At 63.1% G+C, this 22,994-nt stretch carries 24 protein-coding genes; 13 read left to right on the top strand and 11 right to left on the bottom strand.

Features of this window, described 5'->3' with window-relative positions; genetic code table 11:
• Positions 1 to 130: 130 nt before the first annotated feature.
• Positions 131 to 1,417, top strand: coding sequence for an NRAMP family divalent metal transporter (locus tag JQ566_RS21075; protein WP_212375115.1), 1,287 nt, complete (start codon positions 131 to 133; stop codon positions 1,415 to 1,417).
• 84 nt (positions 1,418 to 1,501) lie between these two features.
• Here the strand turns inward: JQ566_RS21075 and JQ566_RS21070 are convergent, their stop codons facing one another.
• Positions 1,502 to 1,786, bottom strand: coding sequence for a hypothetical protein (locus tag JQ566_RS21070; protein WP_212375114.1), 285 nt, complete (start codon positions 1,784 to 1,786; stop codon positions 1,502 to 1,504).
• Positions 1,787 to 1,954: 168 nt separating this feature from the next.
• Positions 1,955 to 2,932 carry an arginase gene (rocF, locus tag JQ566_RS21065; protein ID WP_212375113.1) on the bottom strand — a complete coding sequence of 326 codons (978 nt, stop codon included), beginning with the start codon at positions 2,930 to 2,932 and terminating at the stop codon, positions 1,955 to 1,957.
• A gap of 260 nt (positions 2,933 to 3,192) precedes the next feature.
• Here rocF and JQ566_RS21060 point away from each other — a divergent pair, with 260 nt between their 5' ends.
• The gene (locus JQ566_RS21060) at positions 3,193 to 3,453 is read left to right on the top strand and encodes a hypothetical protein (RefSeq protein WP_212375112.1); all 261 of its coding nucleotides are present in this window, start codon (positions 3,193 to 3,195) and stop codon (positions 3,451 to 3,453) included.
• Between the two features lie 17 nt (positions 3,454 to 3,470).
• Here JQ566_RS21060 and JQ566_RS21055 read toward each other — a convergent pair whose 3' ends face one another.
• Positions 3,471 to 6,212 (bottom strand): EAL domain-containing protein, encoded by a 2,742-nt coding sequence (locus JQ566_RS21055; RefSeq protein WP_212375111.1) that lies wholly within the window; start codon positions 6,210 to 6,212, stop codon positions 3,471 to 3,473.
• Positions 6,213 to 6,268: 56 nt separating this feature from the next.
• On the bottom strand, positions 6,269 to 7,468 hold the full coding sequence (locus tag JQ566_RS21050; protein ID WP_212375110.1) for a FecR family protein: 1,200 nt from the start codon (positions 7,466 to 7,468) through the stop codon (positions 6,269 to 6,271).
• Positions 7,469 to 7,600: 132 nt separating this feature from the next.
• On the opposite strand from JQ566_RS21050, the gene JQ566_RS21045 reads away from it, so the two are divergent.
• The 3 genes from JQ566_RS21045 (at position 7,601) to JQ566_RS21035 (ending at position 11,003) form a co-directional block, all read left to right on the top strand.
• A complete protein-coding gene (locus JQ566_RS21045; RefSeq protein WP_212375109.1) occupies positions 7,601 to 9,397 on the top strand; it encodes a ShlB/FhaC/HecB family hemolysin secretion/activation protein in 1,797 nt (598 codons plus the stop codon).
• Between the two features lie 152 nt (positions 9,398 to 9,549).
• Entirely contained in the window at positions 9,550 to 10,380 is an 831-nt protein-coding gene (locus JQ566_RS21040; RefSeq protein WP_212375108.1) for an alpha/beta fold hydrolase, read from the top strand.
• Positions 10,381 to 10,685: 305 nt separating this feature from the next.
• Complete coding sequence (locus JQ566_RS21035; protein ID WP_212375107.1) at positions 10,686 to 11,003, top strand: c-type cytochrome; 318 nt, start codon at positions 10,686 to 10,688, stop codon at positions 11,001 to 11,003.
• Between the two features lie 313 nt (positions 11,004 to 11,316).
• On the opposite strand, the gene JQ566_RS21030 is transcribed toward JQ566_RS21035, so the two are convergent.
• Both JQ566_RS21030 and JQ566_RS21025 read right to left on the bottom strand, forming a co-directional pair.
• A complete protein-coding gene (locus tag JQ566_RS21030) occupies positions 11,317 to 11,658 on the bottom strand; it encodes a phasin (RefSeq protein WP_212375106.1) in 342 nt (113 codons plus the stop codon).
• Between the two features lie 141 nt (positions 11,659 to 11,799).
• Positions 11,800 to 11,985, bottom strand: a complete 186-nt coding sequence (locus JQ566_RS21025) for a hypothetical protein (RefSeq protein ID WP_025037658.1) — start codon at positions 11,983 to 11,985, stop codon at positions 11,800 to 11,802.
• Between the two features lie 620 nt (positions 11,986 to 12,605).
• Here JQ566_RS21025 and JQ566_RS21020 point away from each other — a divergent pair.
• Positions 12,606 to 12,962 carry a hypothetical protein gene (locus JQ566_RS21020; protein WP_100232835.1) on the top strand — a complete coding sequence of 119 codons (357 nt, stop codon included), beginning with the start codon at positions 12,606 to 12,608 and terminating at the stop codon, positions 12,960 to 12,962.
• 46 nt (positions 12,963 to 13,008) lie between these two features.
• Here JQ566_RS21020 and JQ566_RS21015 read toward each other — a convergent pair whose 3' ends face one another.
• Both JQ566_RS21015 and JQ566_RS21010 read right to left on the bottom strand, forming a co-directional pair.
• On the bottom strand, positions 13,009 to 13,584 hold the full coding sequence (locus tag JQ566_RS21015) for a hypothetical protein (protein ID WP_212375105.1): 576 nt from the start codon (positions 13,582 to 13,584) through the stop codon (positions 13,009 to 13,011).
• Between the two features lie 46 nt (positions 13,585 to 13,630).
• Positions 13,631 to 14,164 (bottom strand): GcrA family cell cycle regulator, encoded by a 534-nt coding sequence (locus JQ566_RS21010; RefSeq protein WP_212375104.1) that lies wholly within the window; start codon positions 14,162 to 14,164, stop codon positions 13,631 to 13,633.
• A 167-nt stretch (positions 14,165 to 14,331) separates the two neighbouring features.
• Here JQ566_RS21010 and JQ566_RS21005 point away from each other — a divergent pair, with 167 nt between their 5' ends.
• Both JQ566_RS21005 and JQ566_RS21000 read left to right on the top strand, forming a co-directional pair.
• Positions 14,332 to 14,940 carry a S24 family peptidase gene (locus tag JQ566_RS21005; protein WP_027545883.1) on the top strand — a complete coding sequence of 203 codons (609 nt, stop codon included), beginning with the start codon at positions 14,332 to 14,334 and terminating at the stop codon, positions 14,938 to 14,940.
• A 107-nt stretch (positions 14,941 to 15,047) separates the two neighbouring features.
• Positions 15,048 to 15,323, top strand: coding sequence for a hypothetical protein (locus JQ566_RS21000; protein WP_212375103.1), 276 nt, complete (start codon positions 15,048 to 15,050; stop codon positions 15,321 to 15,323).
• Positions 15,324 to 15,361: 38 nt separating this feature from the next.
• Here JQ566_RS21000 and JQ566_RS20995 read toward each other — a convergent pair whose 3' ends face one another.
• A complete protein-coding gene (locus JQ566_RS20995) occupies positions 15,362 to 16,336 on the bottom strand; it encodes a quinone oxidoreductase family protein (protein ID WP_212375102.1) in 975 nt (324 codons plus the stop codon).
• Positions 16,337 to 16,561: 225 nt separating this feature from the next.
• Here JQ566_RS20995 and JQ566_RS20990 point away from each other — a divergent pair, with 225 nt between their 5' ends.
• The 3 genes from JQ566_RS20990 (at position 16,562) to JQ566_RS20980 (ending at position 19,238) form a co-directional block, all read left to right on the top strand.
• A complete protein-coding gene (locus JQ566_RS20990; protein WP_212375101.1) occupies positions 16,562 to 16,762 on the top strand; it encodes a hypothetical protein in 201 nt (66 codons plus the stop codon).
• 146 nt (positions 16,763 to 16,908) lie between these two features.
• Complete coding sequence (locus JQ566_RS20985; RefSeq protein ID WP_212375100.1) at positions 16,909 to 17,856, top strand: AAA family ATPase; 948 nt, start codon at positions 16,909 to 16,911, stop codon at positions 17,854 to 17,856.
• 5 nt (positions 17,857 to 17,861) lie between these two features.
• A complete protein-coding gene (locus tag JQ566_RS20980) occupies positions 17,862 to 19,238 on the top strand; it encodes a vWA domain-containing protein (RefSeq protein ID WP_212375099.1) in 1,377 nt (458 codons plus the stop codon).
• Between the two features lie 19 nt (positions 19,239 to 19,257).
• On the opposite strand, the gene JQ566_RS20975 is transcribed toward JQ566_RS20980, so the two are convergent.
• Entirely contained in the window at positions 19,258 to 19,440 is a 183-nt protein-coding gene (locus JQ566_RS20975; protein ID WP_212375097.1) for a hypothetical protein, read from the bottom strand.
• A 344-nt stretch (positions 19,441 to 19,784) separates the two neighbouring features.
• Here JQ566_RS20975 and JQ566_RS20970 point away from each other — a divergent pair, with 344 nt between their 5' ends.
• Together JQ566_RS20970 and JQ566_RS20965 are read left to right on the top strand one after the other, a co-directional pair.
• A complete protein-coding gene (locus JQ566_RS20970) occupies positions 19,785 to 20,006 on the top strand; it encodes a hypothetical protein (protein ID WP_212375095.1) in 222 nt (73 codons plus the stop codon).
• A gap of 203 nt (positions 20,007 to 20,209) precedes the next feature.
• Complete coding sequence (locus JQ566_RS20965; RefSeq protein WP_212375093.1) at positions 20,210 to 21,529, top strand: dicarboxylate/amino acid:cation symporter; 1,320 nt, start codon at positions 20,210 to 20,212, stop codon at positions 21,527 to 21,529.
• 10 nt (positions 21,530 to 21,539) lie between these two features.
• Here the strand turns inward: JQ566_RS20965 and JQ566_RS20960 are convergent, their stop codons facing one another.
• Positions 21,540 to 22,913 (bottom strand): hypothetical protein, encoded by a 1,374-nt coding sequence (locus JQ566_RS20960; RefSeq protein ID WP_212375447.1) that lies wholly within the window; start codon positions 22,911 to 22,913, stop codon positions 21,540 to 21,542.
• Positions 22,914 to 22,994 lie beyond the last annotated feature (81 nt).

Raw genomic sequence — 22,994 nt, 5'->3', positions numbered from 1 at the left:
CACCTGTTTTGCCCGACGGAGCAAGCTGATTTAGTATTATCAGAAATTGGGGCCTGCCTGGCAACGGGAACTTAGGTTCTCTGATCCGCATTTGTAAGACGACACCTGCACCCGTTCGAGGCCCCCTTCCATGAGCGACAGCGCCGCCACCCCGACGAAAGCCGCGCCGACGCTGCTGCAACGATTGGGACCCGGCCTCGTCACCGGAGCTGCCGACGACGATCCGTCGGGCATCGCCACCTATTCGCAGGCCGGCGCGCAATTCGGCTACGGTCTGCTGTGGACCGTGTTTCTGACCACGCCGTTCATGATCGCGATCCAGCTCGTCAGCGCGCGGATCGGTCGCGTCACCGGCAAAGGGCTCGCCGCCAACGTCATGCAGGTCGCGCCGCGGTGGGCGGTTCTGGCACTGGTCGCCATGCTCGTGACCGCGAACACGTTCAACATCGCCGCCGACATCGCCGCGATGGCCGAGGCGCTCTCGCTCGTCATCGGCGGCCTGAACCACGAACACGCGCTGATCTTCGCGGCCGGCTCGACCCTGCTCCAGGTGTTCCTGCCTTATCGCCGCTATTCGCCCGTGCTGAAATTCCTCACCCTTGCGCTCTTCGCCTATGTCGCAACCGCCTTCACCGTCAAGATTCCCTGGAGCACGGCGCTGCTTGCCGCGGTGTGGCCGAAAGCAAATGTCAGCGGCGATTATCTTCTGATGGTGGTCGCCGTGCTCGGCACCACGATCAGCCCCTATCTGTTCTTCTGGCAGGCTTCGCAGGAGGTCGAGGAGATGAACCAGGGCGGGCGTGACAAGCCGCTCCGCCAACTCGAGCACGGCGGCAGCCCGGAGCTCGCGCGCATCAGGGCCGACACCATCTCCGGCATGCTGCTCTCCAACGGCATCGCCTTCTTCATCATTCTCACCACGGCGTCGGTCCTGCACGCCAACGGCGTCACCAACATCAGTTCGGCGACGGAAGCGGCTGAAGCGTTGCGGCCGCTCGCCGGGGATTTCACCTTCGCCCTGTTTGCGATCGGCATCATCGGCACCGGCCTGCTTGCCATCCCGGTGCTGGCGGGCTCGGCCGCTTATTGCGTTGCAGAGATCTTCCGCTGGCGTGCCACGCTGGAGGCCAAGCCGGACGAAGCGGCCGGCTTCTACACCATCATCGCCGCGGCAACCCTCATCGGCTTCGGCCTCGGCTTCACCGGGATCGACTCGATCCACATGCTGGTGTGGAGCGCGGTGCTCAACGGCATCGTCGCCGTTCCCATCATGGCGATGATGATGTTGATCGTCTCTAGTCGCGCGATCATGGGCCGCTTCAGGGCCCGCTCCTGGCTGATCGCGCTGGGCTGGCTCGGCACCGCGCTGATGGCGCTGGCCGTCCTCGCTTTGCTCGGCGCGTCGGTGATGGGCTGACGCGAGCCGCGCACCATCTCCGCGAGCGGATCCGCCGAAGACGAGCGGCGGGTCCCTCAACTACGGCCGCAGCAGCTGAGAGCGCTACGGCGTCACGGGATTGACGGTCGGGGACGTCTTGGGCCCCGGCCGCACTGGCTCGATCGGCGACTTCGCTTTGGTCGGGAGCACCGTGGCGCCAGCGGCCCGTGCCGCTTCTCCCGTGGTCGCATACATCGCAACATGGGCCGGCTGCGTCTTGGCGCGGCTCCAGGGTCCGTGGTCGACGATCAGCATTGCCGCAATCGTCACACCCGCGACGATCAGCGCGATCACGCCGGGGTGACGGAGGGCAGTGGAGATGGAGCTCGCGAAACGACCACTTGTCATCGAAGGATCCGCTATCTATCGCAGGTTAATTCGATCGCGCCCCATCAAGTTCCCCGCTTCCATCAAGCAAGTTCCAAGCCAACAGGGACTTTCCTGCTGCTGCAACCGAGTTCCACGTCAAGAACACGTCTCCGCTGCGCCTTCAGCGTACAAACGCCATCCGCCGCTTCACTCGCCCGGAGCGATTGCGTTGCTCGGCGTCGGCCGGTCGGCGATCTGCTGGCCGAATAGGCTGCCGATCAGCTCGACTGCAGTACGCGCGGTCCGGCCACGTTCGTCCAGAAAAGGATTCAGCTCGACGATGTCGACCGATCCTACGACGCCGGAATCGTGCAATAACTCCATGATCAGGTGCGCCTCGCGATAGGTGGCACCACCCGGCACCGTGGTGCCGACGCCCGGCGCCACGCAGGGGTCGAGGAAATCGACGTCGAAGCTGACATGCAGCACGCCATTGCTCGCCTTGACCCGCTCGATGACGCGCCGGATCAGGACGGCGACGCCGAACTCGTCGATCTGGCGCATGTCAACGATCCTGATCCGACGCAAGCGCATCAACTCCTTTTCGAGCTTGTCGATCGAGCGCGCGCCGAACAGATCCAGCCTGTCCGGGTCGATCGAAGCGCGCGGATCGTCGCCGAGCAGACCGTCGAGCCCGGGCTCGCCGCACAAGAACGCGGCTGACATGCCGTGCATGTTTGCGGTGATCGTCGTCTCGGGCGTGTTGTAGTCGGCGTGGGCATCGAGCCAGAGCACGAAGAGTTCGCGTCCACGTTCCTGCCAATGACGCGACATCGCATTGACCGACCCCATCGACAGTGTGTGATCGCCGCCGAGGAAGATCGGCAGCGCACCGGTTGTCGCGATCTCATAGCCTCTGCGGCTCAGAACGCGCGTCCAGCGCTGGATTTCGCGGTAGTGATTGGCTTTTTCGGGCGGGCTGTCGGTGAGGTCCGGGACTTCGGCGGCGGAAAGATCGCCATAGTCGACGACCTCGAAATCCAAGCTCTCGAGCAGTGTCGCAAGGCCGGCGGTACGCAGCGCCGCAGGGCCCATCAAGGTGCCGCGCTGCGAGGCCCCCATGTCGATGGGAGCGCCGAGCAAGGCGATGCACCGGGCTCGATCCGTCATGGTCCGATCGGTCACGGCTGTCTCCTGACATCAGCAAGGTTGACCCAGCCTACCAGAGATTCGCACCCGTCGTTTCCCGGAGAAGGTCCGTCCCGGTCGACATATCATCCGGAACAAAATCCCGCGCGCTGAATTGCCCATCCAAGGCCGGCACCCGCCGTCAATCACGGCGCCTGTCGCGGATAGCCAAAGGTCATCAGACCCGCTGTTCAAACGAGCGCTCGCGCGGATAGCCAAAGGTGTCGGCCTCCATCGTCAGGCCCGGAGGTCGCGCCTTGAGCACGGAGATACCGCAATCCACTTCCCAACCCGGCATGGCCGAGCGTGCCATCGATACGGCGGCGGACGTCTCCCGCACGATCGGTGAAGTCGCCGGAGGACTGCACGCAGCTGTCGATCGCCTGACCTCAACAATCGAGGAATCGCGAAAGCCTGGCGGGGCTCTCGCGACAGTCGCGGCGATCACGCGCGAAGCGCCGCTGGCCAGCCTGTTCGTCGCTTTCCTCTTTGGCGTGGCGGTCGCGCGGCGACGGTAGAAGCGAGGCCGCCTCGCTCAGGCAGCGCTGACAGCGTCGAGCTCGGCCGCCAGGAACTGCTTTTCGAATGCCTCGGCAGGCATCGGGCGGCCGAAGAAATATCCCTGCCCTTCCTCGCATCCCATGCTGACCAGGAGGTCGGCAGTTGCACGGTTCTCGATGCCTTCAGCCACGACCGTGAGACCGAGCTGCCTGCTGAGGCCGATTGTCGAGCCGACGATTGCAGCATCGTCGGAATTCGCGAGCAGCCCAAATACGAACGACCGGTCGATCTTGAGCCCGTCGAGCGGAAATTTCTTGAGGTAGCTCAGGCTCGCATAACCGGTACCGAAATCATCGAACACGACTCGGACGCCGAGCTCCTGAATCCGCTTGAACATGGCGAGCACGCGGCGTTCGTCATGGAGCAGGATGTCTTCGGTGACTTCGATTTCGAGAAGCGATGGCGTCAGCCCCGTCGCTTCGAGCAGTGCTGCAACCGAATGCGCGAGATCGCCTGATTGAAGCTGCGAGGGTGAGAGGTTGACCGCGACGCGCACGTTGTTGCCGGACAATTCCCAGGCTCGCGCCTGACGGCAGGCGGTTTCCATCACCCAGTTCGCGATCCGCTCGGACAGGGCCGAAGTGTTGACCACCGGCATGAACTCTCCGGGCGAGACATAGCCGCGCACCGGATGTCGCCAACGGATGAGCGCTTCGGCTCCGACCAGACTGCCGTCGATCAGACGAACCTGCGGCTGGTAAAATAGTTCGAACTCGCCGCGGTCCGCGGCAAGCGCCAGCTCGCTTTCCAGCGTCAGCCGGTTCTCGAGCTCCTGTCTGATCGCGCTTTCGAAGATCACGTGGCTGCCGCGCCGGGTCGCCTTCGCACGGCTCAGCGCCAGATGGCCGTTGCTCAGGAGATCGTCAGCGTTCTGCCCACCTTCCGGAAAGACGGCGACGCCAACGCTGATCCGGACGCGGTGCTGCCGCGTGTCCGTTGCGAGCGGCGCTTCGAACGCTTGCGCAATCCGCTCGGCAAACGCTGCGATCGGCTCGCCGACGTCCGCGCAATCGATCGCGATGGCAAACTCGTCGCCGCTGAGCCGGGCGACGATCGCCTCACCATCGACTTCGCTGCGCAGACGCTCAGTGACCGCGCGCAGCACGAGGTCTCCGGCCGAGTGTCCGAGCATGTCGTTGATCTCTTGGAAGCCGTCGAGCCCGAGCACGAGCAGTGCGACACCGGAAGACCGCCGCTCCGCCGCACTGATCAGATCGGTGAGCCCCACATGCAGCATGGTCCGGTTGGCAAGACCAGTCAGCGCGTCGTGTTCGGCCAGATATTGAATACGTTCAGCTTCACGTTTGCGGACCGAGATATCGCGCAGGATCGCTCCGTATTGAAAGCCGTCCGTTCCCTGCCAGCCCGAGAAGCTCGCCTCGACCGGGAAGGTTTCCCCGTTCTTGCGCCGGCCCTCGAACTCGACGACGACAGCCCCGCCCGGGACCAGTAGCGCCTGGCGCGCGGCGTCGTGCATGGACGGCCTTGCACCGCCGTCCACCGGCAAAGCGCATAGCGTTTCGAACGGGCGACCGATGATCTCGGCCGGCACATAGCCGAAGATCGCGCTCGCGCCGGGATTCCAGACCGTGATCCGGTGATCCTCGTCGGTGCAGACGAGCCCGTCGCCGAGCGACATCGCGATGCGATGAAAGCGGCTCTCGGCAATGCGTCCGAGCAGACTACGAAAATCGATTTCATCCAGCGCAATTGCCGTCAGATAGGCAATGATGGCGATGTGAAACAGCGATGTGTCGATGACGAGGGGCCATCTCGCCTGCACCAGGGTCGCAACCAATTCGAGGCCCAACCCGGCCGCGATGAGGATCGCGACGCGAATTCCCGGCGCGAAGCGGCGCCACGAATACATCATCAGCACGCAGACCGCGCCCAGGCCAAGGATCATGCCGATATCGGACGTCCAGCGCAGCATCCGGTTCTGGAGGATCGATTCAGCGGCCAGCGCCTGGAGGACCGGTCCTGAGATGATCCCGCCGTTGGGAACACTGAATCGGTCGCCAAGCTCGAGCGCCGTAGCACCGATGATGACCTTCTTGTCTTTCAGCTTGCCGAGAGTGGCGGCGTCGCCGCGCAGCACGTCAACGTAGGAGACGGCGGGAATGGAGGCGGCACGAATGCTGAAATCGATCAGAAATGGCCGACGGCGATTGGCGTCCTGTCCCGCCAGCACCACCGCCATCGAAGGCATGAAGGCGTCGCCGAGCTTCTCGCCGAACGGATAGCGGCGAACGAGCCCGTCGGATTCGACTGCGACGTTGACGACAGCAGGCCACGACTGGTTGCTGAACGACTTGAGGGGGCGGTTGACGTGAGCCGGGCCACCATTCGGCGTCGGCTGCTTGAAGGACGGAAGGATGGTCGAGCCGCCGACATCACGGAGCGCATTGACGAAAGCCTCGTCAGACGCCGGATCCGACGGCGTGCTGAAATCGACATCGAAGGCTACGTCCTGCGCTCCCGCAGCCTCGAGCCTGCGCAGCAGCGCCGCGTGCAGCCGGCGCGGCCAGGGCCAGACCCCGATCTGGTCGATCGACGGCGCGTCGATGGCCACGACGACGACATTGCCGCTGGCTTCATGCGACTGCCAGGCGAACCGCAGGTCCGTGAGCGCGTTGCGAAGCGAGCTATGCCATCCCGTGGACACGACGATCGCAAGCGCGATCACAACCAGAATATGCGGCCGATAGCGTTTCACTTTGCTCCCCTGCACTGGCGGCGCATGCCGCAAAGTGCTCCCCTATATCGGCGGTCCTAGCGATGGCCCCTGCCCCAATGCCAACCATAGTGGTGACCATTGTTGCCGTTTCCGTTGTTGCCGTTATTGCCGGCGCCGCCGCTGCCATTGCCGGTCGCTCCGGTCCCGTGGCTTCCGCTTCCCGAATTCCCGCCGGACACATCACTCGCCGAGCCGGCGATCGCAACGGTGGTTGTCGCACTTGACGACGTCGACGTGGCGCTCGCCGCAGGTGCACTGCTGGCTGCGTTAGCTGCGGTCATATCGGAGCTGTTGGCGACCAGGGTCGTCGCACTCCCCTTGGCATCGCCCCAGACCGTGCCGGCGCTGGCATTCGCATTACGCACGCGCCCAGGCGCGCCGGCGTCATGGGCGAGCCCGCGCGTGACTTTGTGGACGTTCAGCTTGACCTCGCCAAGCGAGCTCGAGATTCGCACGACACCGCCCTTGTGGGGCTGTCCTCCAGCCGCCTGATGCGATGGCTTCGGCGCGCCGGCCGTCTTGGCCCCCCTGTCGATCGGACCGAGCGCATGGATTGCAGCGCCGTTCGCCGCATTGCGCGGCGCCGACAGGCCTGATTTCGGCACGGGAACACGCTCGATCGTCGGGGCGCGCGGCTTGCCGTGCTCGATCGGATTGAACGTCCCGCCACCGCTTAGGCTGAGACCGGACTTGCCGCGCTCAAAGACGGTGGCCGCTTGTCCCGGCATAAGCTGGGCAATCTGACCCGTCCTGAAGTCGGAGACTTCGACCTGGCCGCGGAGCACACCGACCTTGGTGCTGCCCGCCCCAACCGTAACGCTGAATTGCGTTCCTTTGACCACGGCGGCGAGATAGGGCGTCTCGACTTCGAAATGCTTGACGTTGCGCTTCTCGACCTCGAGCAGGATCGAACCCGCCTGCTGGATGATGGTGGTCGAGAGCCCGTCCTTCTTCTCGGCCGGCAAGCCCACGACCGAATTGGGAGAGATCAGAATCGTTTCCTCGCCGCGGACAAGCAGGACGCGTCCGTTGCGGCCGGTGCGGATGGTATCTCCCGGTTTCAGTGTCCCTTCCTGGCTCAACGACACCTGCTGGGTGCCGTTCGTCGCAAGCCAGACCTCACCAGAGGACTTGCTGACAGACCAGACACCGTCATCTGCAGCGAATGCAGTGGAGGTCATTCCCAGGATCAGCACTGCCAGCAAGGCGCGCCGCATTCCAACTTTGCCGAACATGATGATCCTCAGTCCGCGTTTACAGCCGGGCCTGAGGGGTTATCCGAAATCACTCAAGAGAGGATTAGCGGGAAGCGGCGAGGCGATCGACCGGATTAACCAATCGTTGACCATAAAAACCTATGAAAAATCATGCGGCTAACGAACCCTTACCACCCTGTGGGACAGTCTCCGTCAAACTACGGAGACGGGTTCGCTGCGCGTGGTGAGAAACGGCATCTTCTTACCGCGCTGGTGTTGTTGGGCCCCATTTTCACGGGAGTTCCACAGGCATTCGCGCAGCAGGCGAACCAGCCGGGCTTCGATCCGCGCCAGCCCGAGAAATATTTCGAAAACCAAACCGAACGGGAATCGCTGAACCGGCCTCCGGTCAAGCTGCCGAGTGTCGAACGGCCCGACACAGGCGGCGATACCAAGCCGCAGTTCGTGCTGCGCGAGATCAGCCTCATCGGAGTTCACGCCATCTCACGCGATCGCATCGCCGCGGTCTATCAGCCTTATCTCGCCAAGAAGGTCTCGCAGGCGGATCTCGCCGCGATCGCCGGCGCGATCAGCGACCTATACCGCGAAGCCGGATTCCACTTGAGCCGGGCCATCGTGCCGCCGCAGGACATTGCCGACGGCCGCGTCCGGATCCAGATTATCGAAGGCGCAATCGTGCAGGCCGAGCTGAAAGGCGACGGCGCCGAGCAGTTCGGCGTAAGGCCGATGCTCGGACCGGTTCTGGCCGAACAACCGTCGCGGCTGGCAACGCTCGAACGCCTGCTCTTCCTGATCAACGGCAGGCCGGGCGTCCAGATCACCGACACCGCGCTGGAGGAGATCGGCGGTACGACCGGCCGCTTCCGCCTGACCATCTATTTGAAGACCTGGCACGTCTTCTCCTCGTTCGGCCTGGACAATCTCGGATCGTCGTCGGTCGGTCCCTGGCAAACCTACGCCACCGGCGCGTTCAACTCATATCTCACGCCCGGCGACGCGCTGGCCGTCAACCTGTCGACCATTGCCAACGACCCCCGCGAGCTCGGCTTCGCACGCCTGTCCTATGACGCGCCCGTCGGCGTCGACGGTGTGCGCCTCGGCGCTTCCGTCCTGTACAGCGCGGTCCGGCCGGGTGACGCACGCCGCCTCGACAGCGACATCACCACGACCGAAGCTTTCGAGGTGCGGGCAAGCACTGTGCCCTTCATGTCGCAATCTTCGGGGCTGACGCTTACCGTCGCGGGGACCTTCAGCAACGTGTCCGAGCACGACATCTACGGCCCCTGGTACAACGACCACATCAGGACCGCCATCCTGACCGCCGACTACCGGCTCCAGGATCGCTTCGGCGGCACCAATCTTGCGACGCTGACCTACCGTCAGGGCCTCGACATCTTTGGCGCATCGCATTTCGACGATGATCTGTTATCGCGCGACGGCGCCTCGTCGAACTTCTCGGTGCTGAACTTCTGGTTCACGCGCTACCAGACGCTCAACGACGCCTGGTCGCTCAGGCTCTCGGCTGCAGGCCAGGCCGCATCTCGGCCATTGTTCACCTCGCAGCAGTTCTATCTTGGCGGCGCGGCCTTCGGCCGAGGCTATGGCGCAGCCGAGATCAGCGGCGACAACGGCCTTGCCGGCACGCTCGAGCTGCGCTTCGATCAGAAGCTCAATTTCCGCTATTGGACCGGCTATCAGCTCTACGTCTTCGGCGACGCCGGCGCAGTCTGGAACGACGGTTACCGCCTGAGCGACGGACTGTCGCTGACATCGGCCGGAGCCGGTGTGCGGTTCTTCCTGCCATACGATCTCCAGGCCGATCTCGGCGTGGCGGTCCCCTTGAGCTACCGGGCGCCGGACAACGAGCGCCGCAGCCCACGCCTCCTTTTCACACTGTCGAGCGCGTTCCGGGTCTGCCCCGAACGCGGCAAGGCCGGCTGTCTCTAGCCGCCCTACCCTTCGGGCGATCGACCCGGGACGCGGCCCTTTCGCGGCCTTGCTCACAGACTTGCCTAAATTTAATCCCGTAACCTGTTCACGATCGCTCGACCGGGAGTTCCCAATGACCATGTTCAGTCAAAGGTGATTTGAGACAGACCATGAAGAAGGTGTTTGCCATCCTGGCGTTTCTCTGCGTCCTCGGCGTCGGGCAGTATTTCGTCGTCAGCCAATTCGCGATCCGCCATGAGGCTTTGCCCCTCTTCGACGCCTCGCGCCAGCGGCCGATCGCCGTCGAGATCGCCGTGCGGCGCGACTATGAGACCAAGGCCAATCTCGGCCTCTGGAAGCTCCCGCTCGCCATCATCAGCAACGGCAACACCGTCAAGGCGACTGAATATTCCTTCCTCGCCAACGTGCTCGCCGCGCGAGGCTATCTGGTTGCCAGCATCCAGCAAGACTTGCCGAGCGATCCGCCGCTGATGACCCATGCCGGTCAGCGATATGTCGGCCGGCGTGAAGTCTACATCCGCTGCGAAGCTAACATTCTGTTTGTGCTGGGCGAACTGAAGAGACGGCAGGAGAACGTCGAATACGACCACATCACCCTGGTCGGCCACTCCAACGGCGGCGATGTCTCCATGTACGTCGCCCATCAGCACCCGGAGTTGGTGTCGAAGGTAGTCACGCTCGACAATCTGCGGGTGCCTTTCGTGCTCAGCGATCACATGAAGATCCTGTCGTTCCGCTCGAAGGACCCGCACTTCGTGACAGATCCTGGCGTGCTGCCGACGCCGGAAGAGGCCAAGGCGCGCGGTATCGATATCATCCACACCGGCGCACAGCACACGGAGATGAGCGATCGCGGTCCCGCCGCGGTCAAGGAGAAGATCCAGGAGACGCTCGACCGCTTCCTGCGTGACAGCGCCAGCAGCGCGCTCGCGCCCGCGGACACGAAGAGCCCAATGATCATGAACCCAGGCGACTATTAGCCGGGACCGCTTTGCGGCAGATCAAGGCGGCTCCAAAGCGGCACGATAGAAAAGCTACATGGCGTCGGAGAGACACGTGTCGCACTATACCGAAAGTCTTGATACGAAAGGTCTTGTTCCGAAAGGCCTTGTTCCGAAGGGTCTTGGCCTGCCCGCCGCAAGAGTGCCGGCTTTCGTCCGGCATCTCTATCGTTCGACCCGCAGGCTGTTGCGGTCGATCGTCGCCCGCATTGATCTCTCGCAGTTTCCAGGATCGTGCTGCGGATGAGCGCGGCAGCCGCAAGCGAATGCAGGAAGAATGCCCTATGCCCCGGCATGTGAGACGGATTTGCCTGCTGCTTGGCTTAGTCTCTGGCGTCGGCATGTCGTCCGCTCTCGCCGCTGATGCCGATCACGGTGCCGACCTTGCCAGGCGCTGGTGCGCCAGCTGCCACGTCGTTGCGAACGGGCAGACCCAGGCGAGCGCCGACGTCCCCTCGTTTGCATCCGTTGCGCGCAGGCCGGACTTCAGTCCGGAAAGGCTCGCCTTCTTCCTGCTCGATCCGCACCCGAAGATGCCGAATTTTCCGTTGAGCCGGACCGAAGCCGGCGACATCGCGGCCTACATCGCTTCGCTGCGTTAGAGCATGATCAGGACCCGAGGGGCCGCGTTAGCGCAAGGTGTGCAGCGGTTTTCCGAAAAGATTATGCTCCGGACAATAGCCTGAAGCGCGACGACGATTGGCCCCGATCCATCGCGCTCTAACAGCCGGCGGACGATCACGACCTGCCACAACTGCAAATCCCTGCCGGAGGACCGGCAGGGATCAGCAGAAAGGACGACGGACGGCGAATGAGATCATTCGGTGGCCCATCATGGACCTGCGCCAGCATCGAAGCGCGGATATCGACGCCACACAAGATCAATTTGTGGGCACGCTGTACACACACCGAGAATCAGGACTTGCCTTTGCCTGATTGCATGAGACTGCCGGTCATCTGCCGCATGTGATCTCCCGCGCTGGTGAACTGACTGCGCAGGAAATCGGACTGGATTCGCATTGCTTCCTGGAGGTCGGTGGCATGCACCAACTTGCGCGCATGCTCGAAGGCCGACTTCATGTTCTGCTCGGTGAAAGCCAGCGCCTGCTTCGACACCTCCGTCCCGGCGCCCGGAACGGACGACATCGATTTGGTGGCGGCATCAAAAAACATGCCGAATGCCTTTTCCGCCTGGTCGATCGTCTTCTCGGCCAAGTCGCGCAGTTCGGCTGGAACTTCGAGCTTCGGTTCAATCATGGTCGTATCCTCCCTTTTTCCCAACTGAATACCACACTTGCCGGACCGCCTTCCAGCGGCCAGCCTCTGGGGAACGACGCCGGCAGACCCGGCTCTGGCAGGAAAAGGAGAGAGACGGCATAGGTCGGCGCGCGGCCGGACTCAGGACAATGGGTGCTCGGGAAGAGCTTCTTCGGTGGCGAGATCTTCGACCAGCTTGATAACCTCGAACCGCTGTCGAGGCGCGAGCTTCAGGAATGCGCGGAGCAGGCGCAGGCTTTCGACAGTGCTGCTTGCAGGCACACCGAGCTTGAGATGCAGCTCAGCCGCGAAATTGAGGTTTTTCATCTCGCACCTATGACAAGCATCGGCCTTCGTGATCCACTCGAGAACCGAACGCCGCAACAGAACCGATCGCGACGAACTCTCGGCCGGGAGGCCCCGCCGGGTTGGCACGCTGAACTACTTCCAAACGGCGGCCTCAACCAACTGGTTGTAACTATGCCAAGGAACAACCCTTCCGGCAAGCCCAACCGTGGGTGTAGCGATGCTTCGCCTGCATCGCGCCACGGCGATTCCGGATAACAGGAATATCGACCGCCGTCACCCACCTGCGTCAACAAGCGGCATCAATCACGCACACAGCCCCTGATCGCCGTCAACCGGCGAGCGTTTCGCCTTGTTCCGATATGAATGCGCATTGGCGCGCACGAATTGGCGATCTTTTCAGTATATACACGTAATTGTTGAGTCCAATTCCGGCGGCTGCATCGCCAGCATGAAAGTCGATCCTGCAGCCGGTCCTGGCGCAGTTGTTGGCGGCAGGATCCATCGGTCTGGATAGGATTCCCGTGAACCGCCGTCCGCGAGCGAGCGACCAAGCCGATGCGGCACAGCCACGCAGATACGGGCGCCATGGCTGAGGACTCTTCGATTTGGGCGCGCGTCAGCACCAAAAGGACGACGGCATGCTTTCTCGCTGCGATCTCATCAAGGGCGCCGCGGTCGCGCTTCTCACCCTTTCGATACAAGGCGCATGGGCCCAGGAGACCAAGATGAACCTGTTCAAGATCGTCACCATCAAGGACGAAATCGTCGTCGGATTGTCGGCGGAGGAGCTTCAGGCGCTCGGCGGCAATGATGCGAGCGCCGTTGCACACGCGCTGGCACAGAAGGGCGATCTCACCGTCTGGCAATACAACGTGCATCGTGGCCCGAACGGCGAATTGCAGCAGGCGCCGACCGCCAAAATCGGGCTGTTGGCCAACGCCTCGCTCCGTGTCGAACCCTACACCACGCCCTATCAGATTGTGCCTCATCCGTAAGCGATAAACAGACGCGCCTGCGGCCGAAACCGCAGGCGTGCCGCATTCATCTGGCCCGGTCCGCACGCCGTGTCCCTGTCTCCGTCGCAAAGCCGTAGATCAGCGCCAGCCGGTCCAGGCATTCGCGGAAACGCCGCGCAAAATAATCCTTCCATCGCTGCGTACGGACGGCACGACGCTGTCCGATCTGATCCATGGTCAGACCCAGCACCAGCACGTCGTGCACCAGCGCTGCGCCGTCGGTGCCGAGTTCGCGCTCGACCCGGTCCAGCCGCAGCACCGCCTGACGCTGGCTCTCGGTAACGGGCTCGCGCATGCCGGTCCCATCGACATATTCGCGGGTCGTATCCACCGCCTGAGGGCCTCGCTCCGCCCGCTCCCAATCGTTCTGGAAGGCGCGCCCACCGCGGTATTGCGCTTCGTCGATCTGGTGGTGCGCGTGCAGCCGGCCGAGCGGATCACTGCGGACCGACCGGATGGCCAGGATCTTCTCGCCTGAATCGAGCGCGAGCGGATTGTCCACCTCGACCTCCGCCACCTCGGCGTTGAACGGCACCTCCCGCGACCGCCGGTCGTAGATCTGCGCCAATTTGTAGGACCTGTTACGTCGGGCACGAGCCACTCGGGTACTCCTTGCAAGTCTGACGATTGAACGGACGGCTGCACTTTCAGGCGGCCGAGACCAACTTCAGCACGACGGGGCCCGCGACACGGGCGGATGCAGCCTCGGAACGGCGCGTCAGGCGGGAATGCGGCGTGCAATAACTGGAGCCCGGCTGGCTCGGGTGGCCGCAGAAGGTGATCTCCTCTCCGTCCTTGTCGCCGCCATAGGGATAGCGGCAGTCGGCCGGCTCGAGCTCGACCAATTGGATCAGGCGCGGCTGGACGCCGACGCAACGCAACTTGACCCGCGCCGCAGGCTTCATCGCGGACTTCGGCGGCAGATTCAGGTTCGGCAACGCCGCCCGACGCGGCGAAAGCAGGCCGGGTTCACCCGGCAAAGGCGGCACGATCGACGGACTCGTCATCCATTCCGGCACGACGAGCCCGAGCCGCTTGGCGCGGCCGACCACTGCGCTGCGCGTGTAAGCCGTTCCAAACCTTGCGTTAATCTGTCTTCCGATCTCCGCATAAGACATGCCTTTGAGAAAATAGTCGCGAAGCGCGTCGGAGTGCTCCGACGGCCAATGGCCCGGTTCCATGCTGCTGTCCTGTGATGCGCCTCCCACCAACGAACGATCGGGGAGATGAAACACAGATTCCGTTATTCCGAACCACAAGTCAAGCAACAATTCTGATATTCATAATTGCATCAATTCCGAATTTCGGATTACAAGAGGCGAGACGGTGCGCAATCGAGGGAATCACCATGTTGGACGTTGCAATGATCGAGCGGGGCCTGGAGAAGACGGGCAAGAGCAAGGGCGGCCTGGCGGCGGCCATGGGCGTGCGACCCGGCGCGGTCTCGGAGATTCTCGGCGGCGAGCGCCTGGTGAAGGCCTCGGAGATCATTCCGATCATGGAATATCTCGAGCTCAATCTCGCGCCGATCATGGGCCGCGTCGGAGCCGGCGCGGTGATCGAGCCGGACTATGAACAGGTTCCCCCGGAAGGTCTCGGCGACATCGCATTGCCCTTCCCGATCATGGAAGAGACGATCGCATTCGAGATCGTGGGCGATTCGATGCTGCCCAAATACGAAAGCGGCGACGTGATCGTGGTCTACAAGGACCAGCGCCATCCGCTGTCGAGCTTCTATGGCGAAGAGGCGGTGGTCCGGCTCAAGACCGGCGAGCGCTATCTGAAGACCATCGAGCGGGGAAAATCCCCCTCCGTCGTCAATCTCACGAGCTTCAATGCCAAGCCGATCGTCGGCGTCAAGCTCGACTGGGTGGGGGAGATCTGCCTGTCCATGCCCAAGGGGCAGCTCGAGCGGCTGCGTGCGAAATCGGCGCGCCCTCGCAAGAAGGGCAAGTAGGGGACCACACAGCGATTTCCGATTTATAGAAATCGCGATTGACAGAGTTACGATTTTCGGAAATACTCTGCCGCGTTCCCGACCACGGGGCGCGGCAGGATCGTTTTATGCAGTATTTCGTCGTGATGATCGATTATGGGCGGCGGGGCCGCGAGGCGGTCGTCGATCCCGAAATCACAAGGCGCGAGGTCATCTCCCGCATCGCCTCGGGCGAATACCAGAACATCTCGTTCATCCACGAAATCGTGGAGAATGCGGTCGAGGACGTGACCGAGGCCATCCTGACCGAGGCCGCCCTGCCCCAAATCCCGCCCGAAGATGTCGACCTCCAGGCAATCCGCATTGATCACGCCCGCGATCTGCGCAAGCACGAACGGCCGTGACGCAGACCAGGCGGTTTGCGTCACGGCCCGGCCGCGCATTAGACCAGGAGAACGGTTGATCCCGTGGTCTTGCGCGCGGCGAGATCGGCATGCGCCTTAGCGGCGTCCTTCAGCGGATAGGTCTGGTGCACCTCGATCTTGACCGCGCCGGATTTGACGACGTCGAACAGTTCGTTCGCCATCGCGACCAGATTTTCGCGCTTGGCGGCGTAGGTGAACAGCGTCGGACGCGTGACGTAGAGCGAGCCCTTCTGGGCCAACAGGCCGAGATTGAGCGGCTCCACCGCGCCGGAGGACTGGCCGAACAGCGCGGCGACGCCGAGCGGCGCGAGGCAATCCAGCGATTTCAGGAACGTGTCCTTGCCGACGGAATCGTAAACCACCGGCACCTTCTTGCCGCCGGTGATCTCGTCGACCCGCTTCACGAAATCCTCCCGGGTATAGATGATCACATGGTCGCAGCCATGCGCCTTGGCGAGCTTCGCCTTCTCGTCGTTGCTGACTGTACCGATCACGGTCGCGCCGAGATGCTTGGCCCACTGGCTCAGGATCAGGCCGACACCGCCAGCTGCGGCATGAAGCAGGATGGTATCGCCCGCCTTTACCCGATAGGTCTGCCGGATCAGATATTGCGTGGTGAGCCCCTTGAGCATCATCGCCGCCGCGGTCTTGTCGTCGACGCTATCGGGCAATTTCAGCAGACGATCGGCGGGGATCAGCCGCGCCTCCGAATAGGCACCGAGCGGCGAAGCGCCATAGGCGACGCGATCGCCAGGCTTCACATCGGTCACACCAGGACCGACCTCTTCGACGACGCCGGCCGCCTCGCTGCCGAGCCCGCTCGGCAGTTGCGCCGGATAAAGGCCGGAACGGTTGTAGATGTCGACGAAATTGAGGCCGACAGCGGTGTGGCGGACGCGCGCTTCGCCGGGTCCAGGCTTGCCGACGCTGACCTCCTCCCAGACCAGGACTTCCGGACCGCCGGTCTTGTGAAAGCGAATGGCATGCGTCATGGGCGTTGCTCCCTTATCGTTGAGGTGAAAGTCCGAACACTGGGTCGGACTGTGAAATAGGCATTTGGTCCGCCCGTTACAGTATAGAAACCGTAACAAGAATGTCACAGCAAACGGCAAATACCCGCCGTTCCGCCTCTGTTCGAAAGAGTTGATGAGGGCTCCGGGGCAACCGGCAGTAGCCTTTACGCGGGGTTTGATGGTCGCCTGCGAAGGAGAGCCGAGATGCCAGCTTACGTTCAGCATCATCAGGACATCGAAATCGCGCCAGTGAATTGCCCCACCTGTATGGGGTTCCTGCCGATGTATGTGCGCGAGGTCGAGCCGCATTGGAGCCTTGCCAAAATCGACTTCGTCTATGAATGCGCCGATTGCGGCGCCGAGCTCAGGCAGACGATCCGCAAGCCGGAGCTGCTGCGGCACTGATCGCGACCAGCGACCCGCTCAACTATTTGCGCTGAACGGAAAAAACACCGCTCACGCGGATCTGATGGCTTCCAAACGAGGCTTGTTCTTTGCCGGGAACGCAGGCAGAACAAGCCTTAAAGCAAGACCTTTGGGAGCGCCATTTCGTGGCTGATCAGAAGGCCTCGACGTCGATCGAGGCAGTGGGGAGCGGCCTCGCCGCGCAGGGCTATATCGCGAGCCGGCAGATCGCGACCGCCGTCTATTTGTCGCAGCAGATCGAGAAGCCGATCCTGGTCGAGGGCCCCGCGGGCGTCGGCAAGACCGAGCTCGCCAAGGCGATCGCGGCCTGGCGCGGCATGAAGATGATCCGGCTGCAATGCTATGAGGGTCTCGACGAGGCCAAGGCGCTCTATGAGTGGAAGTACGCCAAGCAGCTTCTCTACACGCAGATCCTCAAGGACAAGCTCGGCGAAGTCCTCGGCGGCGCACAGACGCTGCACACCGCGCTCGGCCAGCTCCATGATTTCGGCGACGTATTCTTCTCCAAGGAGTTCGTCGAGCCGCGGCCGCTGCTCCAGGCGCTCGAGCAGCCGGGCGGCTGCGTGCTCTTGATCGACGAGATCGACAAGTCGGATGCGGAGTTCGAATCGCTGCTGTTGGAGATCCTGTCCGACTTCCAGGTCACGATCCCCGAGCTCGGAACCGTCTCAGCCATCACGCCGCCGACCGTGATCCTCACCTCCAACAGCGAGCGCGACCTCGGCGACGCGCTGAAGCGGCGCTGCCTGCATCTGCATATCGGCTTCCCCGAGCAGCGGCTCGAAGAACGTATCGTCGAGAGCCGCGTGCCCGGCATCTCGCAGACGCTGCGCCGGCAGATGGTCGGCTTCATCCACGAGATCCGCTCGCTGGACCTGAAGAAGCTGCCGTCGGTCAGCGAGACCATCGACTGGGCACGCGTGCTTGTGCTGCTCCAGGCCACGGAGCTCGACACCGAGATCGTCAAGGACACGCTCAACGTACTTCTGAAATACGAAGCCGACATCGAGGCAGCAGCGCCACAGGTGACGACCTTCATTGCCAAGGCGGCACGGTCCAACGTCTTCGGTTGACGCCGATGCGCGAGAATCTCCATCGTTTCTTTCGAGCGGCGCGCGGCGTCGGCGTTCACGTCTCGCCTGCCGAAAGCATCGATGCGATGCGAGCAGTCGCACAGGTCGGCATCTCCGACCGCGCCGTCCTGCGCGACGCGCTGCTGCTGACGCTCGCCAAGTCGCAGGACGAGAAGCTCGCGCTCGGCGACTGCTTTGACCTGTTCTTCAGCCAGCCGGAACCGCGGCAGGAGCAGCCCGAGAGCGTCGATCAGGACAGGTCGCAGGAAGCGGATCAAGCGCCCTCTTCCGGCGCAGCCAGCGATGCCGACGGCAGTTCGCAGCAGCAGGAACTCGGGCCGCTCGCGCAGATGCTGCTGTCGCAGGACCGCAATGCTATCGCAGCCGCCATCGCCAGCGCCTCCGGGGCGGCCTCCCTGTCCGACATCCGCTACTCCACTCAGCGCGGTATTTTCTCCAGCCGCATACTCGATGCCATGGGCCTCCAGCGCCTGCGCGACGATCTCGACGAGCTGACCGCGACCAACCCGGCACTGGCCGAGCGTCTACGCGCCGCGCTCGACGCCTTACGCGAAGCCGTGCGCGATACGGTCTCTCAGGGGCTTGCGCTCTATGCCCGCGAGGAGGCCGAAAACCTCCGCAACGAGATCCTGCGCAATGCGCCGCTTGCCCGCATCGAGCGGCGCCAAGTCGCCGAGATGCGCGCTCTCATCCGCCAGATCGCGCGCCGGCTGCGCGAGCGCTACTCGAAGCCGCGCAAGCGCCAGCGCCGCGGCCATCTCGACGTTCGCCGCACGCTTCGCCGCAATGCGGCCTGGGGCGGCGTGCCCTTCCTCACGACATGGAAGCGCAAGCATCGCGACCGGCCGAAGATCGTGGCGCTGTGCGACGTCTCGGGCTCCGTTGCGCAAGTATCCGATTTCTTTCTGCTGCTGATCCACTCGCTGCACGAGGTGGTCGACGATGTCCGCTCCTTCGCCTTCTCCTCGCACCTGATCGAGGTCAGCGAGATCCTGGAATCGAAATCGCCGGAGGAGGCGATGTCCGAGATCATGTCCAAGGTCGGCTTCGGCTCGTCGGACTACGGCTCCTCGCTGGTCGATTTCGAGAAGGAGTTCATGAGCACGCTGACCCCGCAGACCACGGTGATCGTGCTCGGCGATGCCCGCAGCAACAATCTCGACCCGCGCGCCGACATCTTGCGCCGGATCTCCGACCGCTCGAAGCGACTGGTCTGGCTCAATCCCGAGGGGCGGCTCGCCTGGGGCTTTGGCGATTCCGAGATGCCGCGCTACGCGACCTTTTGCAGCGTCGTGCGCCAATGCGCCACGGCGCAACAGCTCGAGCGCGCTGTGTCCGATATCGTGGCGACTTATCAGTGAGCAACAATAGCCACCGGCGTCAAGCGGCGTTCAGCTCGGCCTGCGCGAGATTGCACTCCCGAAAGTGATAGGCGATTTCGTCGAGCGCGCGCTGCTCCCATTCCTGGGCCTGTGCGAGCCAGAATACCCGGCGCTCCGAATCGAGCGCTGCGCGCTCGCGGCACAAAAATTCCTGACTACGAATTTCAACCAGCCTGTTCATGCACTCCACCCCTGCCGCGTGAAGCCTGTAAGTCAACGTAACAGAGTCCTGAACCTCTCGCCTCATGATTTCTGTGAATATCGCGACGCAGAATGGGACAGCGATACTTCCCGTGCACCGCGGCAGTTCGCGCCGCAACATCAAGCACAGATCATCAATTAGTGATCGAAAATCGGAACGGTCTTCGTGCGCGAACGGTTTTAACTCTTGTGGCGCAATGAAGTGCGGCAATTTGTGAAGAGACATTCTGAACGGCGTACCGAATTCCCGACTCATTGTCGTCGCATGGTCTTCATGCGCCGCCGCTAACAGGGGCGCGCGACTGGACTATCGCTTGAGGCAATATGAGCAACGACGTCGACTTCGATCTTTCGCCGGACCAATGGGAAGCTCTGCGCACACTTCGCAATCCGACGTCGAGCGGTCGCCTCTCGAAGGCCTACCTGATCGAAAGCCTCGTCAAGCTCGGCCTCGTCGTCGTCAATGACGGCGTGCCGGCGATGACCCCCACGGGACGCAAGGTGCTCGTGCGCGGATCATGCCGGCTGCTGGATCTTGTGGCATGACACGAAAGCACGACGACTGACGGAGGGTCCTGCGGCTTCTCGGCGGCGATGCGATGAGTCCCGGCTTCGCGGCGCACCGCCGAAGAGGTGCCGCGGGGCGTCCCGGACATGACGCCCGCGATTCTTTCCGGATCACCGCGACAATCTGGCACGGTTGTTGCTCCTCTTGACGTTCAGGACGCGTCAAATCAGGGGAGCCCACCATGTCGACCATCGCCGCGGCACCCGCCGCCGAGCCGAAGCCGCTTTACACCTCGCTGTTCGTCCAGGTCCTGGCTGCGCTGGTGCTCGGCGTCATCCTGGGGATGGCCGTTCCGGACTTTGCCATCGGGCTCAAGATTCTCAGCGACGCCTTCCTGAAGCTGATCTCGATGATCGTGGCGCCCATCGTTTTCTGCGTCGTCGTGCACGGCATTGCCGGCGCCGGCGACCTCAAGAAGGTCGGCCGCGTCGGCGTCAAGGCGCTGGTCTATTTCGAGGTCATGACGACGGTGGCGCTCGTCGTCGGCCTGCTGCTCGCCTACATTTTCGGCCCCGGGCACGGCATGAACATCGATCCATCGACGCTGGATGCCAAGGCGCTCAACACCTATGCCGACAACGCCCATAAGCTGTCCGGCGGCGGCATCGGCGCCTTCCTGATGAACGTGATCCCGACCACCTCCTTCGATGCGCTCTCGCGTAACGACGTGCTCCAGGTGCTGTTCTTCGCGGTGCTGTTCGGCGTCGGCCTTGCGCTGGTCGGCGGCGAGAAGGGCGCGCTCGTCACCTCGGTCATCGACGCAGCCTCCACCGTGCTGTTCCGCGTCATGGGGCTCATTGTTCGGGTTGCGCCACTTGGCGTGCTCGGCGCGGTCGCCTACACGGTCGGGAAATATGGCGTCGGCTCGCTGAAGCAACTCGTGTCGCTGGTGATGCTGTTCTACGTCTCGGTCGGCATCTTCGTGCTCGGCGTACTTGGCGGGGTGATGGCGCTCGCTGGGATCAACATTCTCAAATTCCTCGCTTACCTGCGCGAGGAGCTGACCATCGTGCTCGCCACCGCCTCGTCCGATGCGGTGCTCCCCCAGATCATGAAGAAGCTGGAGCGCATGGGCGTGAAGGATTCAGTGGTCGGTCTGGTCATTCCGACCGGCTATTCCTTTAACCTCGACGCATTCTCGATCTACCTCACACTTGCCGTCGTCTTCATCGCTCAGGCCACCAACACGCCGTTGTCCTTCGGTGATCTCCTGCTGGTGCTCGGCGTTTCGCTCATCACGTCAAAGGGTGCACATGGCGTGCCGGGCTCGGCCATCGTGATCCTGGCTGCGACATTGAACGCGGTGCCGAGCATCCCCGCGATCGGCCTCGTGCTGGTGCTGTCGGTCGACTGGTTCATCGGCATGGCCCGCGCGCTCGGCAATCTCGTCGGCAATTGCGTCGCGACGGTTGTGGTCGCGGCCTGGGAAGGCGATCTCGACCGCGCCAAGGCGGCCAAGGTGCTCGAAGGCGGCGAGCTGGTGGACGTGACCGCGGGGTAGTGCGCGCGGATCAGTCATTCCACTGGAGGAGCGGTGCGGCATACGCCCTCCTCCAGACCGACAGGAAGCGTGGAAACCAGGAGTGGGCCACCGCGCCCTTATAGGCCCAGGTGCGATACTTCAGACCCTGCTCCGAGATCAGCTCCTGATAGCCGCCGTGGACCTCGGTCGCGGTGCGAATATCCTTCAATATCCCTTGCGCGCAGGCCCGGTAGGTATCGCTCCCTGAGGCCTCATCAAAGTCCAGCATACGATCGGCAAATTCGACATTGAACGTCGGCCAGGACGAACGCCCCTGATAGGCAGGCGCCGCGATCTTGTGGATGATCTTGTTGCGCGGATTATCCGCCGACACCAGGAAGTGGAACGTGCTGGGGATGCGAAACCGCGGCTCGGCGATGATCAGATCCGTCGTGGCCGCGAACAGCGAGCGCTCGCTCGCATCGCTCATATCCCAAAAGCCGCGATGCACGCTGACGAAATCCAGCGCGACCAGGGACACCGGCGGCCCCACCGGCCCATCCAGGGAATGCCTGACATAGCCGTCCTTCCCGAACAGGCGGAGCAGATCCCTCTTATACTGCGCGAGGTCGCGCCCGAGCAGCCGCTTCAGCTCGTTCTCGCTTACGATCCCGAGCCGCACGCCCCACACAAACGTCGTGTAGACGCAGGCGTTGGTGACAAAACGCCGGCGCTCGGCGCGGGTATCCGTTGCCGCGGAGCGTGGACCGCTGGCGTCGCACAGCAAATATCTGGTGCCGTCAGCTTCAAACGACTCGAGCTCGCTTGCGAGCTGGAGGATCGCCCGCTTCAGGTCACCGCCATATTCGGCCAGCAACAAGCGGCCAGCGTGCGCGCATTGTGACATCGCCAGATAGGACGACGTCCTCTCCTCGGCAGAGATCATCTGCTGGAGACCGGCGAGAATGCCGAGCAGCGTATCCGAGGGCCGCGAGAAATAGTTCACGCCGAGATACCGGCCGCGTCCCGCCGGCACGATGGTCGTGGTGACGACGTCGGCGCGGACCGCCTCCAGCAGCAGCCGCACGCTCTTCTCGAGCAGGCGCACCCGCCGCACCGCGTCCTGCGAGTCCATGATCGTTTCAGGATCGAGCACGTCAGGATAGAACCAGGCGAAGTCACGGGGATAATAGGCGGAGGCGTGCGGCGCGCCCGTGACGAGGAAGGCCTCGGTCGCCGAGAACGCGCTGTCCATCGAGTGCCGATAGAGATCCTCGATGGCCGACAACGAATGGGGCGATTGTCTCAGGAACCGATCACCGAGAAAATTGACCGCCTGAAGCGCGTTGGCGACGAAGGCCGCAGCCATGCCCTGGTAAAATCGGTTTCCGCGATGTGGCGGCCGGGGAATGTCGCTGTTCATGTGCACCTAGCGTCTCGCGATCCCGGCGATGGCCGGTCACCATTCCAAGCGTGATCGATTCGTGTCTCGCCCCGATGACGA

The sequence above is a fragment of the Bradyrhizobium sp. SZCCT0231 genome, from assembly GCF_018130245.1.
Taxonomy (GTDB): domain Bacteria; phylum Pseudomonadota; class Alphaproteobacteria; order Rhizobiales; family Xanthobacteraceae; genus Bradyrhizobium; species Bradyrhizobium japonicum_F.
This window is presented reverse-complemented; position numbering and strand designations above follow the sequence as displayed.